Annotated in this window: 16 protein-coding genes, 2 tRNA genes and 1 other RNA gene; 8 read left to right on the forward strand and 11 right to left on the reverse strand. The window is 28.6% G+C overall.

Annotated elements, in window-relative coordinates:
- Positions 1–41: 41 nt before the first annotated feature.
- On the reverse strand, positions 42–1,160 hold the full coding sequence (locus tag VY93_RS00300; RefSeq protein WP_020002843.1) for a YwaF family protein: 1,119 nt from the start codon (positions 1,158–1,160) through the stop codon (positions 42–44).
- Positions 1,161–1,412: 252 nt separating this feature from the next.
- Here VY93_RS00300 and VY93_RS00305 point away from each other — a divergent pair, with 252 nt between their 5' ends.
- From VY93_RS00305 to VY93_RS00325, 5 genes are read left to right on the forward strand one after another with little or no spacing between them, the layout of a single operon-like run.
- A complete protein-coding gene (locus VY93_RS00305) occupies positions 1,413–3,995 on the forward strand; it encodes a DNA topoisomerase IV subunit A (RefSeq protein ID WP_020002841.1) in 2,583 nt (860 codons plus the stop codon).
- A gap of 6 nt (positions 3,996–4,001) precedes the next feature.
- The gene (gene uvrB, locus VY93_RS00310) at positions 4,002–6,008 is read left to right on the forward strand and encodes an excinuclease ABC subunit UvrB (RefSeq protein WP_020002840.1); all 2,007 of its coding nucleotides are present in this window, start codon (positions 4,002–4,004) and stop codon (positions 6,006–6,008) included.
- Positions 6,009–6,022: 14 nt separating this feature from the next.
- Positions 6,023–6,373 (forward strand): hypothetical protein, encoded by a 351-nt coding sequence (locus tag VY93_RS00315; protein ID WP_020002839.1) that lies wholly within the window; start codon positions 6,023–6,025, stop codon positions 6,371–6,373.
- A gap of 9 nt (positions 6,374–6,382) precedes the next feature.
- Complete coding sequence (locus tag VY93_RS00320; protein WP_020002838.1) at positions 6,383–7,363, forward strand: lipoate--protein ligase; 981 nt, start codon at positions 6,383–6,385, stop codon at positions 7,361–7,363.
- A 2-nt stretch (positions 7,364–7,365) separates the two neighbouring features.
- Positions 7,366–8,181 carry an alpha/beta fold hydrolase gene (locus VY93_RS00325; protein ID WP_020002837.1) on the forward strand — a complete coding sequence of 272 codons (816 nt, stop codon included), beginning with the start codon at positions 7,366–7,368 and terminating at the stop codon, positions 8,179–8,181.
- Positions 8,182–8,187: 6 nt separating this feature from the next.
- On the opposite strand, the gene VY93_RS00330 is transcribed toward VY93_RS00325, so the two are convergent.
- The 5 genes from VY93_RS00330 to VY93_RS00350 form a co-directional block, all read right to left on the reverse strand.
- A tRNA-Trp gene (locus tag VY93_RS00330) sits at positions 8,188–8,262 on the reverse strand.
- A gap of 24 nt (positions 8,263–8,286) precedes the next feature.
- Positions 8,287–8,514: a phosphopantetheine-binding protein gene (locus tag VY93_RS00335; RefSeq protein WP_011283226.1), complete on the reverse strand. Its 228-nt coding sequence runs from the start codon at positions 8,512–8,514 to the stop codon at positions 8,287–8,289.
- 21 nt (positions 8,515–8,535) lie between these two features.
- Positions 8,536–8,940: an MHO_1590 family protein gene (locus VY93_RS00340; protein ID WP_109536922.1), complete on the reverse strand. Its 405-nt coding sequence runs from the start codon at positions 8,938–8,940 to the stop codon at positions 8,536–8,538.
- Complete coding sequence (locus VY93_RS00345) at positions 8,933–10,066, reverse strand: hypothetical protein (protein WP_020002835.1); 1,134 nt, start codon at positions 10,064–10,066, stop codon at positions 8,933–8,935. The genes VY93_RS00340 and VY93_RS00345 overlap by 8 nt, the downstream gene beginning before the upstream one ends.
- On the reverse strand, positions 10,056–10,448 hold the full coding sequence (locus VY93_RS00350; RefSeq protein WP_020002834.1) for an MG284/MPN403 family protein: 393 nt from the start codon (positions 10,446–10,448) through the stop codon (positions 10,056–10,058). The genes VY93_RS00345 and VY93_RS00350 overlap by 11 nt, the downstream gene beginning before the upstream one ends.
- Before the next feature lie 256 nt (positions 10,449–10,704).
- Here VY93_RS00350 and rpmB point away from each other — a divergent pair, with 256 nt between their 5' ends.
- Positions 10,705–10,896 carry a 50S ribosomal protein L28 gene (rpmB, locus tag VY93_RS00355; RefSeq protein ID WP_020002833.1) on the forward strand — a complete coding sequence of 64 codons (192 nt, stop codon included), beginning with the start codon at positions 10,705–10,707 and terminating at the stop codon, positions 10,894–10,896.
- A 41-nt stretch (positions 10,897–10,937) separates the two neighbouring features.
- Here rpmB and VY93_RS00360 read toward each other — a convergent pair whose 3' ends face one another.
- Positions 10,938–11,585, reverse strand: coding sequence for a DUF402 domain-containing protein (locus VY93_RS00360; RefSeq protein ID WP_020002832.1), 648 nt, complete (start codon positions 11,583–11,585; stop codon positions 10,938–10,940).
- Between the two features lie 122 nt (positions 11,586–11,707).
- Here VY93_RS00360 and VY93_RS00365 point away from each other — a divergent pair, with 122 nt between their 5' ends.
- Together VY93_RS00365 and VY93_RS00370 are read left to right on the forward strand one after the other, a co-directional pair.
- Positions 11,708–11,923 carry an MAG6790 family protein gene (locus tag VY93_RS00365; RefSeq protein ID WP_011283232.1) on the forward strand — a complete coding sequence of 72 codons (216 nt, stop codon included), beginning with the start codon at positions 11,708–11,710 and terminating at the stop codon, positions 11,921–11,923.
- Between the two features lie 36 nt (positions 11,924–11,959).
- Positions 11,960–12,035, forward strand: a tRNA-His gene (locus tag VY93_RS00370).
- A 44-nt stretch (positions 12,036–12,079) separates the two neighbouring features.
- Here VY93_RS00370 and VY93_RS00375 read toward each other — a convergent pair.
- The 4 genes from VY93_RS00375 to rnpB all read right to left on the reverse strand — a co-directional run bounded on the left by VY93_RS00375 (position 12,080) and on the right by rnpB (position 17,042).
- Entirely contained in the window at positions 12,080–14,158 is a 2,079-nt protein-coding gene (locus VY93_RS00375; RefSeq protein WP_046128302.1) for a putative immunoglobulin-blocking virulence protein, read from the reverse strand.
- 71 nt (positions 14,159–14,229) lie between these two features.
- Positions 14,230–16,326 (reverse strand): putative immunoglobulin-blocking virulence protein, encoded by a 2,097-nt coding sequence (locus VY93_RS00380; protein ID WP_046128303.1) that lies wholly within the window; start codon positions 16,324–16,326, stop codon positions 14,230–14,232.
- A gap of 90 nt (positions 16,327–16,416) precedes the next feature.
- Positions 16,417–16,683: a 30S ribosomal protein S20 gene (gene rpsT, locus VY93_RS00385; protein WP_020002790.1), complete on the reverse strand. Its 267-nt coding sequence runs from the start codon at positions 16,681–16,683 to the stop codon at positions 16,417–16,419.
- An 84-nt stretch (positions 16,684–16,767) separates the two neighbouring features.
- An RNA gene (gene rnpB, locus VY93_RS03890) (RNase P RNA component class B) lies at positions 16,768–17,042 on the reverse strand.
- Positions 17,043–17,074: the final 32 nt, after the last annotated feature.

Below are 17,074 nucleotides of genomic sequence, written 5' to 3' on the forward strand. Positions count from 1 at the left end.
ATAGAAAATAATTTAATAAATTTTTGAAAAATAAAAAAGCATTAAGCTTTTCTAAATAATTTTTTCATGGTTTTTAGCAGAGAGCTAAAAGCCAATTTAAAAGATGATTTTCAATATAAATAATTTTCAGATTCAATTATTTTGAATTTAACTTGTTTTCCTTTTGCAAAAACGTTAATGTAGACTTTATCTTGAAGCGCAAGCATAAAACTTACAAATAAAAGATATACAACTCCAACAAGAACAAAAGTAAAAATAGAAAAAGGAAATTCAGTAAATGGAGGAACTAGCGTGCTTAGATTATTTATCTCATTAGTTCCTAAGTATCAATAATTTGATTTTCAATTTATTGAAACTGCAGGACTATTATCAAGCAGATGATTTATCGAAGCCATAGCTCCTACAAACATAAAACAAACAAGTAGAGTTTTGCTTATTTCTTTTAAGCCTAGCTTACCTGGATTTAAAAAATTTATAGTTACAAAGGCTGCTAGTAAAAATGTATGGAAGAAAAAGTAATCTCAGAATATAAAGTTAAATATTCCTCATCTTAATTTAAAGACTTCTTCTACTTTGAAATTTATATATTGATCTCTACCTGATAAAAATATTTTTTGAGCGCTTAGCGCATCTAAATCGCTTTGAGAAACATTTTTATCAAAATAAACTTCCATAGTTAAATCAGGAGAAAGCAGCGCCATTAAAGTTCCAAGCACTGCCAGAGGAGCCACGTATTTGATGTATTTTAGTTTATTGGTAATAAGTAGCACTCCGAGCATTATTCCCATAAGCCTACAAAAATGTACTGGTATGGTTTCTCAATATCTAGGATAACCCATTACAAAATAAATTATTAATGATCTACCAATCATTCACAATAAAATAGTGATCCCTAAGGTCATGTGAAAATATTTATAAAAATTAGAATTATTTTGAAGTGAAAGTTTGTATTTAGCAATAATTTGACGCTTTAAAACTCACATCCCGACAAAAAGCAAAAATAAAACAACAATAGCGAAAATAAAAAAGAAATTTCCATTCTTTATAAAAGCCGGAAGATTTGAATCTCAGTAAGCTTTTGTTCCAGATCATGAAAAAAAGCCAGGTTTATAATTTGATAAATCTTCAACTTTAGAAAGTGGAAAAGAAAAATTAACCATAATTATTTAATTAATTATTATCAGCTTTTCTTTTAAGTTTTAGTTGTTCTTTTCTAACTTTTTCTTTACGAGCTTCAGCACGTAATTTGTTTTTAAGTCTAACTACTTTTCTCATTTTGATACCTTATATAATAATATTGTTATATGCATTTGCTTTGCTAAATTAAGCTTAAGCATTTATTTAGTCATATTATTTTACATTAAAAATATTAAAATAAGTTAAAGCATATATTAATAAACAAAGCAGTTTTCATGAGTAAAAAAGAAATAATTGAAAAAATAATTACTAAATCAGTAGATAAAATTATGGAAGAGCGTTTTGAAACTTATTCAAAATACGTTATTTCCAACCGTGCAATTCCTGATGTTAGAGATGGGCTAAAGCCGGTCCATAGAAGAATTTTATATTCTATGTATACGCTGGGGCTTGATTTTGATAAAAAATTCAAAAAATCGGCCAGAATTGTAGGAGATGTTATCGGGAAGTATCATCCTCATGGAGATACTTCTGTTTATGACGCGATGATAAACCTGGCGCAGTGATGAAAAATGAATATTCCTCTGCTTAGCATGCATGGAAATATAGGTTCAATCGATGATGATAAGCAAGCTGCAATGCGTTATACAGAAGTAAAGCTTGCTAAAATTGCAAACTACATAATTGGCGATATTAAAAAGAAAACTGTTAAATTTATTCCTAACTTTGACGACTCAGAAACTGAACCGATAGTACTTCCTTCCATGTTTCCTAATCTTTTAGTTAATGGATCAAGAGGAATAGCAATTGGAATGGCAACCGAAATGCCGCCGCATAATTTAGGCGAAATAATAGACGCTTGCGTTTATAAAATAAAACACCCTAAAGCTAGCTACAGTGAGCTTTCTAATTTTGTGCTCGGGCCTGACTTTCCTACTGGTGGAGTTATTAAAGGAACTAAAGGAATCGCAGAAGCGCTAGAAAATGGAAGAAACGAAAAAAATAAAATTAAGCTTTTTTGTAAATATGAAATATATACAAAAGGCAAAAATAAATTTATTGAAATAACCGAAATTCCATATGGCGTTGTTAAGGTAAAGCTAGTTTATGAAATTGATTTAATAATTCAAAATAAATTAATTGATGGAATTATTGAAATCAAAGATAGATCAGATAGAGATGGAATTAATATTCTAATTACACTAGATATTAATTCCAATGAAGAGAGCATTTTAAATTATTTATTTTCTAAAACACAAATGCAAATTACTTATTCATATAACAATATAGTAATCGACAATAATTCACCAACATTAATGAATTTAGAAAATTTAATTTCAAGTTACATTGCTCATATTAAAAACGTAAAAACACTTTCATTAAACTATGATTTAAATAAGGCTAAAGTTCGTCTTGAAATTATTAATGGATTCATTAAAGTTTCAGAAATTACCTCGCAGGTTATTGAATTAATTAGAAAAACCCAAGGTTCAAAAATGGGAGTTGTTAATAATTTAATTCAAGCTTTTAACTTCACAAAATTGCAAGCTGAATCTATTGCAGAATTAAGGCTATATAAACTAAGTCAAACTGATAAAGAAATTTATTTAAAAGAAAAAGTTGAAGTAGAAGAAACCATTAATATAATTGAAAATTTATTAAACAATGAAAAAGAATTTAATAACTTTTTAATTAATGAAATTAAAGCTATTAAAAAAGAATTTAGTGTTCCTAGAAAAACTCAAATTGAAGAAAAAGATTTTGAAGTTTCATATAACAAGCTTGATCTTGTTAAAGAAGAAATCATTAACGTTTCTATTTCTAAAAATGGATTTATCAAAAGATTTAGCGATAAAGTTTTAGAAAACAATGAATGAAAAAATTATGCTTTAAAAGAAAAAGATAATTTAGTTTTCTTTAGCAAAGTTAACACTGTTAACTTTCTGCTTTGCTTTACTAATTTAGGTAATTATGTAATTGTTGCAATTTACCAAATTCAAGAAGTTAAGTGAAAAGATTTAGGAAATAATATTAATTTGTTCGCATCAGATATTAGGCCTGACGAGGAAATAGTTTCAGTAATTGAAGTTAGTGATTTTGAAGAAAATCTATCAGTAATGTTGGGGACCAAAAAAGGTTACTTTAAAAGAGTAATGCTTAAAGATTTTTTAGTTTCAAGATTTACTAAAAAATATACTGCCATGCCATTAAATGAAGATGATTATTTAATTAAAGCTAAATTAACTAACTTAGATAGTTATTTAGTAGCTATTACTGAAAATTCAATTATTTCTAAATTCTCTGAATCAGAAATAATGTTTTATAGCACTAAAGCTAGAGGAAGCAAAGCTATTTATTTTTCAGTAGGCGATAAATTAAGTAACTTTACTATCGTATCTTATGGCGATGAAATTTTTGCACTCAGCAGTGATTTAAATTATTTTTACTTTAATGAAGCAGATATAGTGCTAACTCCAAAAAACATTAAAGGTAGAAATATCTTTGATAAAAAATATAAACTTCAAAACAAAAACTATCTTTTATTTGAGGATACATTAGCTACAGACTTTTTATATTTTAAAAATACATTAAATGAATTAAATCAAGTAAAACTTAATCATTTAGATAAAAAGAAAAGCGCAGTTTTAAAATATAAATTTGATAATTTTGAAAGCGTATCACTTATTAAATCTTTAAAAAAAGAAACTATAAATAACAGTTCAAAACCAAAAGAAAATCCTGCACAAGAAGAAAAGCAAGAACCAGAAAAAGAAGTGGTTGTTGGAAGAAAAAAACCTGTTGAAATTCAAGGATCTTTAAAAGATTTATTAACCGATTACGAAGAATTCACAAAATAATAAAACATGAAAATTTTTAAATTAAATTCAAATTTTACTCCGCAAGGAGATCAACCAAAAGCAATTAATGAACTTGTTCAAGGAATTAAAAACAACCGTAAAGATCAAGTTCTTTTAGGAGTTACCGGAAGCGGTAAAACTTTTACTATTGCCAACGTTATTAAAGAATTTGATCGCCCGGTTATTATATTAAGTCACAATAAAACGCTAGCTAGTCAGCTTTATTCAGAACTTAAAGCGTTTTTTCCTGAAAACGCAGTTGAATATTTTATTAGTTACTTTGATTATTATCGCCCTGAAGCTTATAAAGCAAATACCGATACTTATATAGAAAAAGATTCAGCTACAAACCAGCAAATTGAAATTTTACGGCTAAGCGCTTATAATTCGCTACTTACTAGAAAAGACGTAATAGTAGTAGCTAGCGTTAGCGCGATTTATGGTGCGCTTAATCCTGAAGTTTACAATAAAAGTTTTTACAACTTTTATTTAAACCAAAAAATAAGTGTTAAAGACTTTATCATCAAGCTAACCAAAAACAAATACGAAAGAAATGACCTTGACGTTGTTCCTGGAAGATTTGCAGTTAAAGGTGATTTGGTTTTTATCGCTCCAGCAGACTCTGAAACTAAAATGATTAGAGTTTCATTTTCTTATGATGAAATTGAAGAAATTGCTTTTGTTCATCCATTAGAAAAAACTACCATTAAAAAAGTATCTCACTATACACTATCTCCTGGTGATGCTTATGCTACTGATAATAGTATTTACAGCACAGTAATTCCTCAAATCCAAGAAGAGCTCAAAGAAAGAGTAAAGTACTATAAAGACAATAACCAAATTCTAGAAGCTACTAGAATCAATCAAAGAACTAATAACGATATAGATGACATGAAAGAATTTGGTCACTGCAAAGGAATCGAAAACTACTCTATGTATTTAGATGGTAGAACCTTTGGTCAAAGACCTTATACTATCCTAGATTACTTTCCTGAAAATTCGCTAATGTTTATCGATGAATCTCATATGAGCCTTCCGCAAATTCGGGCAATGCATGCCGGTGATAGATCAAGAAAAAATGAGCTTGTAAAATATGCCTTTAGACTTCCTAGTGCGCTAGAAAATAGGCCACTAACTTTCGATGAATTTGAAAATTCTTTTTCATTTAACAAGATTTATATATCAGCTACTCCTGAAGCTTATGAAATTAATAAAACTGCAGGAGCAGTTACAACGCTATACGTAAGGCCTACTGGATTAATTGATCCTGAGATTTTTATATATCCTAAAGAAAATCAAATTGAAAGAATATATAACATAATCATGGAGCAACGTAAAACCGGAGAAAAAACTTTGGTATTAACAGTTACTAAACGACTAGCCGAAGAAATATCTAATTACTTTATTGATAGAAAAATAAAAGCCGCTTATATTCATTCAGATCATGAAACTTTTGTTAGAAATGAAATTCTAAGAAAACTTCGTATGGGAACATACGAAGTAGTTATCGGAATTAATCTTCTTCGTGAAGGGATTGATATTCCCGAAGTTTCTAAAGTTATTATATTAGATGCCGATTCCAATGGTTTTCTAAGAAATACAAAATCGTTAATTCAAATAGTAGGTAGAGCAGCAAGAAATGCGAACGGGCAAGCGATACTTTTTGCTGATACTATTACAAATGCCATCAAAGAAATGATGGAAGATAATAAAATCAAGCGTAAAATTCAAATGGAATATAACCAAAAGTATAGAATAGTTCCTAAAACTATAATCAAGCCTATTAGAGGGGCTATTTATAATGAAAATTATGAAAATGCAATGGAAATTCTTCTTAAAAAGAGCCAGGAGTCTAAATTTAGCAAAAACGAGAAAAAGACTTTAAATAGCTTAATTGAAGATCTAGAAATCCAAATGAAAAAAGCCGCAAAAGAATATGATTACGAAGAAGCAATTCGACTAAGAGATATGATTCATGAAATCAAACAAAGTCAAAGCAATAAAGGGAAATAAAATATAATTAAAAAATGGCAATTAGTTACAAACAAGCAACATCAAAAGATTTAAATTTATCTTTTGATTTTGAAATTATCTATTTTGAAATGTCTAAATTTGTAATAGATATTAAAAATACGTTAAGGCCACTTGAATTCAATGAAAAATACTGTGAATGATTCATTGAAGATTTAATTTACTTTTTAAAAAGTAATGGTTATAATTTCCGTTTTGATTTAGGTTTACTAGAACTTGTTAACGGAAAAAATTTAAAGAAATTAGTTAATAAAAAAGCAGTTGATTTAAATGATTTAGAATTTGAAGAAATTAAATATTTCTTAGAAAAAAAGATAACAAACTTTGATGTAAGAATTACAAAATAGAAGGCAATTATGATTATTTTTAAAGCAAGATCACAATCACCATATGAAACTTTAGCTTTTGAAGAAATGCTAGCCAATGATGGCGAGCTTAAAGAAGATGTTTTATTTTTATATCAACACTCTAATGCGGTAATTATTGGTAAAAACCAAAACGCATATGAAGAAATAAAAAAAGACTACATCGATGAGTATGACATTAAACTTGCAAGAAGACTATCAGGTGGTGGTGCAGTTTATCAAGACCTAGGAAATATTTGTTTTTCTTTTATTACTACTTATAATAAAAAAAGCGGATATGATCGTTTTTTAAAGCCTATCATTGAATATCTAAATTCGTTAGGGCTTAATGCTGAATTTAAAGGTAGAAATGATATTTTATGTAATGGCGCAAAAATATCAGGAAACGCTCAATATATAAAAGGAAATAAAATTGTATCTCATGGTACTCTTCTTTTTGATGCTAATTTAACAAAGCTAGCAAATGCGTTAACTCCTGCAAAAATTAAATTTGAATCAAAAGGAATTAAATCTGTTGCAAAAAGAGTTACAAACATTGCAAAAGAATTAAATTACTCAATTACAGTTCAAGATTTTATTGATGACTTAATCAAGTTTTTTGTAACAAACTATGATGCTCAATATTCAGAGCTTCCTGTTTTAAGATATAAAAATAAAGTTCAAAAAATAATTGAAAGAAATTCAAGTAGAGATTGAATATATGGCAAAAATCCAGAATTTTCAGTTAAAAACACCAAGAAATTTAACGGTGGAATTTTAACTGTTAAATATAATGTGGTTAATAATATCGTTAGAGATATTGTTTTTGAAGGTGACTTTTTAAGTTTAAAACCTCTTGATAGCTTAACTGCAAACTTTATTAATTTAGTTTATGATAAAGAAGAATTTGACAAAGTATTAAGTCAAATAGATTTAAAATTTTACTTTGGCACTTTAGAAAAAGAAGAAATTCTAGAAGTAATTTTTGGATAATTATGAATAAATTTGTTTTTGAAGATTTAAATATTAATTATCAATATGAAGAAAAAAGCGAGCAAAATCCAAGTGAGAACTTGGTTTTGTTTTTACATGGTTTTGGAGATTCTTTAAAAACAAGTTATTCATTTAGCAAAGAAAAAAATAAAAACTTTCGTTTAGCTGCATTTGATTTTATATCATGTGGAGCATCAGATTATAAGCAAAATTTAAAGCTAGAAACCTACGGTAAACTTACTGAATTTTTTATTAATAATATTTTAAAAAATGAAAATAATATTTATATTGTTTCCCATTCACTTGGCGCTTTTTCAGCTTTGTATGTAAATAAAAATTCAAAAATTAAATACACATTTTTAGCTTCGCCATTTTCGCCTTGAAATAAAGAAAATTTAGAGCATAAAAAGTTTTTAATTAATCATTTACTACCTGAAAATAATGAAGACAAAAAAATAAGTTACTTTGATCTTTTTTATAATCCAAGTAACTTAGCTATTGTTAATTCAGCAAAAATTTTTGATAAATTAAATTCTGATTTTTATACAAAAAGAAAAACAGCATTTGAAAAGATGGTTAATGATCAAATTGTTAATTTTGATTTTTTATCAAATGATTTATATGCTTTATATAAAGATGCTAAAAATTATTGCGCAATATCAGGCGAAGATGATAAATACGTAAAAATTGAAAGTCTAGAAGAATTAGCAAGCAAGCTTAATTTCAAACTTTATAAACTTTCAAAAACAGGACATGCCATATTCTTTGATTCTTTTCAAAAGGTTTTAGAAATTATTTTAAGCCAAATAAAAGAATAAAAAAAATGGCAGGAGTAGCAGGATTCGAACCCACAACACACGGGGTTGAAGCCCGTTGTTCTACCGTTGAACTATACTCCTAAGCCAAAGAATTATACAACAAAATTATTCAGCTTCTACTAAATCTGTAATTAGATTTACAATGTCGCTAACCTTTTTTAAATTTTGCAACATTTCATCAGAAATTTCTATTTTAAATTTCTTTTCAGCTTCAATTATTAATTCAGCAATATCTAGTGAATCAAGTTTTAAATCGCTAAGTAAAGAATCTAAATGAAATTCTTTTTTTGTTAATTTTCTTAAATGAGCAAATACTGTTTCTTGAACATTCATTTTTTAATTATATATTAATTATTAATCTAAATAAACAAGATAGGCTTTAGTTTGATAATTAGATCCATTTTTATACTTGAAATAAATTTCAATATTTTTGGTATTTTTAACTGTGTAGTCAAATTCAACTTTGCCTTCTGCAGACTTAAGTCTTGATAAAACATCGCTAACTATTGGAAGAACTATTTCTTGTTTAATTTCTTCTTTATTTTGTGAATTTAGCTTTATATATTTTTGAAAGTATTCAGCATCTAAATCAGGAAAGACATTTTCTTGTGATGTAAATTCAAATCTTTTGTCTGAATCACTAGCTTTATCTTTTTTAAGCTTTCAATCATTTTGATATAAAAAATAAATTGCAGATCCTGATGCCCCAGCTAAAATCAACAAGAAAAGAAATGTTAAAAATTTGTGTTTTTTATTCATTTTCATCTTTTTTGTAAATTAAATTATTTCTAAGTAGGTAATTGAAATTTAGCTGATCGTCTTCCAAAGAAATAAAATTAATAATTTTGCTTAAATTAATTTTGTATTTTAATCTTAGTAAACTAAAGTTAACATCATCAGTGATATCTTTTATTTTAATTTTAGGTCTACTGTAGTCGATAAATTCATCTTGTTCAAATTTTAAAATCTTTTCGGTTGTGATTTCAAAGTTAGAATTTTCAAAAATTAGTGAGTATCTTAAGGTTCCAATGAAAAATCTAGGAACAGTGAATTTTTTAGTAGGAGCGATATCTCCATTTATTTCGACTCTTTGATTAAGATTATCAATAGAAATATAATCGTTAAAATTTAGAAATAATTTTTTAAATTTGATGTCGTTGGCATCTTGAATAAAACCTAAATTATTCAAGTTGCTTTCAATTGCTAATTCAAACTGAGTGTCAAATAAAGGTTTAGCAAGTAGCGAAGCCGAATTAACGACAGGAAGCTCTGTTATTAATTTATTTCTTCTTGTTTCAAAATAAAAAGCATCATCATTTTCAAATAAAATTTGAGCAATTTCACCTAAAGATCTTTGCTTTGAAGGGTTGTGAAATTTTCATTTAATATTTGTAAATGTTTTATCTAAATATCAAGTCTTATTTGAATTGAAATTAAATAAGTATTGATATGGAATTTTATAATCTATATTTTCTTTGTTAGATTTTAAATTAAGCTTTACTTTTTTAAATGTTGAAAGTAATATTTGATACTGAATTCTTTCATTTGGATAATTTTTGTTGTAAATAGTAACAAAAATATTGTTTAACTTGTTATATGAAAGTTGAATTAAATTAAAAGGCATTTCAATTTGATTTAAATCTCTTTGAACGTCTTTTAAAACATCTTTTGAATTTAATGCAAGATCTAAAGCATATTTATTTTTATCTAAAGTATTAAAGATGGATATTGAAAATAAATTATTGGTTCAAACTCTTGAAAGTTCAAGTTGAAATTTAAAATCTTTTTGAGATAAATCACCAACAATATTTACTTTGAAGTTGGTGTTATTAATTTCGTTTTTCTTATCAAATTCTTGAAAGTCAAGAGTGTAATTAAAAATCAAAGTATATTTGAGCGAATTCCTTGACTGCTAAATTTTTTCTTTTATAGAATGTGCTTTTTGAAAAATAATCTTTGTATCAAAGAGAATTGTTTCTTGTATTTTTATCTAAAAAGCATTTTTCTATTATTCAAGAATTTTCAGGTTTCATAACACTTAATATTGACTGTATCATGCTACCAGAAGCTTTAATTTTGATCTCAAGTTTATGAACTTCTTGTGATAAGTTTTTATCTTTTAAATAGCTTTCTTTAAACTTTAAATTTAGAAGTTGCTTTCTAAGTTGATTATTTCAAGCTTCATATGTTAAAAAAACTTGTTTTACAAATGCATTACATTCAGTTCTTAATTTTTTGTTTTCATCGCTTTTGGTTGCGTTTTTCATGTGAATCTCCTGAATGCGCCAACAAAAACCTTGGGAGAATTATAAAAAACAAAAAATGTAAAAATCAAATAAAAATATTAATAAATTTTTATTTAAGGCAACATATTGCTCAAAAGTGTAAAAAAAGCTTAATATTTGTAATCTAAACTTAATTTTTATACAATAATAAAAATTTATTGCTAAAAAAGTCGTTTTTCTGTTATAATAGAAAAACTATTAGCGCGTATTTCAAGGTTTAAGGAAAGGAAATATAACAATGTCAAGAGTAGATTGATTTAGAGGTGTTGGTCCTATGTCAGGAAACACACGTTCACACGCAATGAACGCTTCAAGAAGAAAATTCAATGTTAATCTTCAAAAAGTAAGAGTTGACTTTGGAAGTGGTAAAAGAACTTTAAGAATTAGCGCCAAAACACTTAAAACTTGAAGAAAAAAAGGTCTAATTTAATAATTGCAAAACAAAAACTGAATAAATTTTCAGTTTTTTGTTTACAAATTTTTCAGATATTGATCTTCTTCAGAGACAAAGTCATTTTTAATTATTTGGCGAAGCCTTTTGGCTTGAAATTCGGAAATATAGCCTTGTTTTTTAAGCAGCTCTACGTAGTAATTTAAAACTCTTCCGCTAAAGAAATATTTATACTCGTTGTAATTTAAAAAGATATTATGAATTTCTTTATAAATTATGTCTTTAAGCTTTTCTGGGTATTTCATTTTTTTGAAATTTGTTTTAAATTCCATTCTATCTACAATTTGAAGATGCTTTTTAGAAGAATGCTTTATGTCTAAATCAAAGTCAATGAATTTTAATACGTTTTCTTCAAAGTATGGCTTTGATGCTGCGTTTATATAATATAGCAGCCCGGTATCATCAAAAGAAATAATGCAATTATAAAAGGAATCTTTGGGCATAAATCAAATTGCATCATGGCGATACAGCCAGCTATATGAAGTTTTACCTTCGTTATAAACTTTAGTGTTTTTAAGATAAAAAACAATGTGGCGACTATTATTTAAAATAATAGAGGCGTTTTTTCACTTTCTATATAAAGATCCATCGTATTTGTAAGCCTGAATAGTAACTTTGGAATTAACTTTAGCTTGGTTTCAAGAAGGTTTGTTAATTATAGCTGCCATTATTCCTTTCAATATTATTAGTAAATAGAATTCTATCTATATAACTATATAATAAAAAGCAAAAATTTTGCATATTTTTCATATGCCTGGCAAATAGGTTATAATTAAATTAGGAGACAAATATGTATAGATATAAAGCAAAATTAGCATCAACTAATGAGGTTATTGCGCAATCTAACACAATCGAAGATTTAGAGCATAACATTGTTACATTTAGACGTCTGCAAAAGTATGCCGTTCACACTCGTGCAAATGATAAAATTCAAATTTATCATATTGAACAAAATCATAAAATCGGAAAAAGAGCTTCAAAAGAAGTACTTATAAAAGTGGTCTAATAGACCATTTTTATATGCTATAATTATTTGGCTTTGGCGAATGTGGTGAAGTGGTCAACACAGCGGGTTGTGGTTCCGTCATTCGCGGGTTCGAATCCCGTCGTTCGCCCCATATGAAAAAAGATAGCGCGTAGCTATCTTTTTTGTTTTTATTTTTTAACTTGAAAAATCTAAATCTGCAGAGCTTTCATTTCCGGTATAACCAGCAGGTTTAACTACAACTGAAAAGCCATATAAACTAGGAACGCGGCTGTCGTTTAGTCTATTAACCATTTCTTGGTTATCTACGTAAATGGTTTTGATAAATGTTTTTTGACCTGCGTATAAAAGACCTTGAAATTCTGGAATTCACTTTCCAGTCATTTGAGATGCATCACCTGAAATATAAAGTTGATATTGATTAACTCTAGTTTCGTTGCTAAAGTGAATTTCAGCGTGTTTTGATGGTTCGGTTCTAAAAAGTAAATGATGGAATCCAGATTTGCTTAATTGATCAGCAGTTAAGTTAAAATTAAAGCTATTGTTATATAAATAAAGCTTTTTAAAAACTAAGTCATTTTTTGGGCCAAATTTAAGTCCTTGAAGAGTTTTGATATTTGGATGGTTGGTAAAGTCAAGTTCTGACGGTCATGAACCGGCACCAAAATATCCTTGGAATGCTCTTTGATCTGCTTTTTCAATTAAAGCAACGTCAAGACCTTTTTGAATTTCAGGTAAAGTATCGCTTTTGTCAAATCTTAGCCGACTAAAAATAATAGATCCGGCAATTTCTGCACCTCTAGGATAATCTCCGCTTTGTGAGTTTTGATAATCGAATTCGATCTCTTCAACATCTTTTAAAAGAAATGGATCAATTCCTCAATTTTCATCAAGTTGGTTTTTAGTAGTTCATAGTCCTAGCGATTCAATTCTTTTACCTTTAAGTCCAACTAATGAATCGGTATTGGTATCATCAAAGAATAAATTTAAAAGCTTAATAGTATCTGGCATTGCCCGAAATACCGCAGAAAAATCTTGGTTTTTTTGATGACCTATTCTTTTAACATTAAATACTTCAATTTTATATCCAGCAGCGTTAAGCGTTTGAAGATTTCTAATAACATCAGAATATCCTCTTGTGTTAGAAGCGTCTAATGTTAGCGCGTATCTTGGAGTAGTTTTATCAGTTGCTACAGCGTTATCACTGTTAGCAACATATTTAGAAATTTTAATTCCATCAGTTGAAGGTAGAGTTACTCTGCTAGTTACTTCGCTGGTTATATCTGTTTGAGTTCAACCAAAGTAATCGCTATCTGCAATCATTTGAGGTGAGTATCTACGTCACTTAGAATCACTTGATAAAAATCTTTTCTTGTTTAAATTAATTTGATGTTGGACAACAACATTTTCTGCATCTGAAGGAGGTCTTCCACCAATTGTAATATCGTTACCGTATTCTCATTTTATATAAGGAATGTTATTTATACTGAAATAGAAATCGAAGTCAACATTATTTATAGCGTGTAAGAACATCTCACGGTTTGTTTTAGCGGTTGATGGATCTCTACTAAGCATGCCATACATATCTGTAATTTGATTTCCTTCTTCAAAGTTTTTTAGAAACATTTTAAAGAATCATTCTTTTTTGTCGGCTGGAACTCCTAGTGAATCTGCAAGTTCTTCTTTTTGCGCTTTAGTGAATTCTGCTGTTCCATCAGGATTTACTTTTAATTTAGAGAAAACATCGTTAAATGCTTTTTGAGCTTTTCCAATAGCTTCACGAGCTTGCTGTTGAAGAGCGACGCTTAGCCTTTGACCGGTTGGTTTATTTCAATCACTTTTTTCGCTAACTGTAGGTTTTATTGAATTTAAGTCAACAATAGAACCCGCTGATGATAGCAGCGGTGGATTTTCAGACTGTGGTAGTTCTACTTTTGGAGCTACAACTTTAGGAGGTTCTTCTTTTTTGACTTCTTCAATTGGCTTAGGAACTTCTTCAATTTCTTGAATTGGAACTTTGTCTTCTTCTTTGAGCTCTTCTAAATTTAAATCGGTATTAAATTCGGTTGAATTTTTAATCGCTTTAGCAGTAATTAAATTAAAGCTTCTACTTCTATTAATTGCTATTATTTGTTGATTTGAATTATAAGCTTGTGAAAGCTGAGTTACACCAAAAGAAATTCCAGCAGCTGACGTTAGTATCGCGCTAGAAAAACCAAATAATATAATTAATTTTTTCTTTTTAACTTTATTCATAATAAACCTTAATAAGTTAAATTTTACTCTTATTTATTAAAAAAAATGCAATTTTTTAAATTGCATCTATTTTATGAAGAAAAGTCCAATGAAGCTTCGTTTTTATTTGGATCGTATCCATTTGGTTTTACTTGTACGCTAAATCCATATAAACCAGGAACGCCGCTTTTTGACAATCTTTGAGCCATTTCTTGGTTATCCACGTAAATGGTTTTCTTAAAGGTTCTTCCACCTCCATATAATAGTCCTTGAAGTTGAGGAACTCAATTAGATTTTAAATCGCTAGTATTTCCTGGGATATATATTTGATATGAATTAAATGTAGATCCTTGGTTGCTGAAATTAATTTCACTAGGCTTAGTGTCTTTAAAGAGCATATGTCTAAAGCCTGAGTCACCTAAATCGCTAGCGCTTAGCACGTAATTAAAGGTGTCGTTAAATAAAGTAAGTTTTTTAAACACTAAATCATTTGCTGGTCCAAATGTAAAGCCTTTAAGACTTTTAACCGCTACTATATTTGAAAAGTCAAGTTCAGATGGTCATGATCCTGATCCTCAATATCCCTGGAAAGCTCTTAAATCTGATTTATCAATTAAAGCGATTTTAAGACCTTCTTGTATTTGTGGAATAGTATCTTCTTTGTGGAAACGAAGTTTTCTAAAAATTATTGAACCGGCTATTTCTGCGCCTCTAGGATAATCTCCACTTTGTGAGTTTTGATAATCATATTCGATGTTTTCAACATTTTTTAGAACATAAGGATCAATTCCTCAGTTTTCATCAAGTTGGTTTTTAGTAGTTCATAGACCAAGAGATTCAATTTTTTTATCTTTAAGTCCTGATAACGCGTCAGTATTAGTATCATCAAAGAATAAGTTTAATAGCTTAATAGTATCTGGCATTGCTCTAAAGACTGCTGCAAAGTTTTGTGATTTATCAACACCTAAATGTTTAACGTTAAATACTTCAACTTTATAGTTGTGCTGATTCATTAAGTTTAAATTTCTAATAACGGCAGCATATGCATTAGGATTTGATGCATCTAGAGTTAGCGCATAACGAACGGTTGATTTATCAGTAACTGTTGCGTTATCTTGTTCTGGAGTATATTTAGAAATTTTAATTCCAGAAGTATCACTAATTCCAATAGCTTGCGCGGCTGTAGAAGTGATATCTTCTTGTTTTCAACCAAAGTAATCGTTATCTGCAATCATTTGAGGTGAGTATCTACGTCACTTAGAATCACTTGATAAAAATCTTTTCTTGTTTAAATTAATTTGATGTTGGACAACAACATTTTCTGCATCTGAAGGAGGTCTTCCACCAATTGTAATATCGTTACCGTATTCTCATTTTATATAAGGAATGTTATTTATACTGAAATAGAAATCGAAGTCAACATTATTTATAGCGTGTAAGAACATCTCACGGTTTGTTTTAGCGGTTGATTGATCTCTACTAAGCATGCCATACATATCTGTAATTTGATTTCCTTCTTCAAAGTTTTTTAGAAACATTTTAAAGAATCATTCTTTTTTGTCGGCTGGAACTCCTAGTGATTTTGCAAGTTCTTCTTTTTGGTCATCTGTAAATTCAACGGTACCATCTGCATTTGGTTTTAATTTAGAGAAAACATCGTTAAATGCTTTTTGAGCTTTTCCAATAGCTTCACGAGCTTGCTGTTGAAGAGCGACGCTTAGCCTTTGACCGGTTGGTTTATTTCAATCACTTTTTTCGCTAACTGTGCTGGTTATTGTTTGAATATCAATAATGCTTCCATCGTAGCTTGAATTGCTTTGAGGAGGAGTTTGCACAGGAGGAGCAACTACTACTATTGGCTCTTCTTTAGGTGGTTCGGGTTTTAAAATTACTGGTGGTTTTTCTTCAACAATTGGTGGATTTACAACAATAGTAGGTTTGATTGGATCATCTTTTTTTGGTTGTGGAACCTCTAAATTATTATCAGTATTTGAATTAAATCTTGACTCTGCTCTGCCACGGTCAATTAATTCAAGGCTTCTGCTACGATTAAAGGCAAAAGCGTTTTGATTAGATAGGTAACTTGAATTAATTTTTACCACCGTTGCTGATATAGCAGCAGTGGATACTAATGCCGCTGAAGCAATCCCGAATAGAAGGATAATTTTATTTTTTTTAACTTTGATCATTCCTATCCTTTTACTTACATCTTTTACTTACATATAAATTTTACAACTTTGTAAGCTAAAATAAAAAAAATGCAACATTACATTTTAATATTATTGAGCTTTTGTTTTGTTGTAAAACAAATCTAATCTTGAACTTTTTCTTGCACCTTTATTTAAATGCATTACACCTTTAGATACGGCTTTACCGATTTCATGGTGAGCTTTATTTACTAATTCTTGAGCTTTAGGCGAATTTTCTAAAATAGCTTCACGAGCTTTTCTAATTGCTTTTTTAACTCTAGACTTAATAGCTGCATTTTTTACACGTGCAGTTTCAATTCTGGAAATATTTTTAATCTTAGATTTAATATTAGCCATGATACCTCCTTTTTCATTAATGAAAAAATCTTTTAAATTATAGCACAACAAATAAAAAATAAATCCCATAAAGAGATTTATTGCATCTATAAGCCGTGTTCTGTAATTGAAATTCAATTGTCAGTAATTTATCTAACTATTAAAAAATAGTTTTCGAGTTTAATTCAGTTATTAAACTCGAATTCCCCTACCAAAATTTGGGTTTCTAGCTCTTGGAGTTTACCCGTTTCACATTTATCGTCTCTGTGGCACTAGTCGTCAAAAAGCCTAAATTTATTAGATTTAGCAAGATCACTACTACCATCGCAGGTAGTGCTAGCACGGACTTTCCTCTGCATCTGCAGCTACTGACCGATGCAGCAAAATTATACTAAAAGCCTAAAAGTTTTAT

Source organism: Mycoplasmopsis synoviae ATCC 25204 (assembly GCF_000969765.1).
GTDB classification, from domain to species: Bacteria; Bacillota_I; Bacilli_A; order Mycoplasmatales; family Metamycoplasmataceae; genus Mycoplasmopsis; species Mycoplasmopsis synoviae.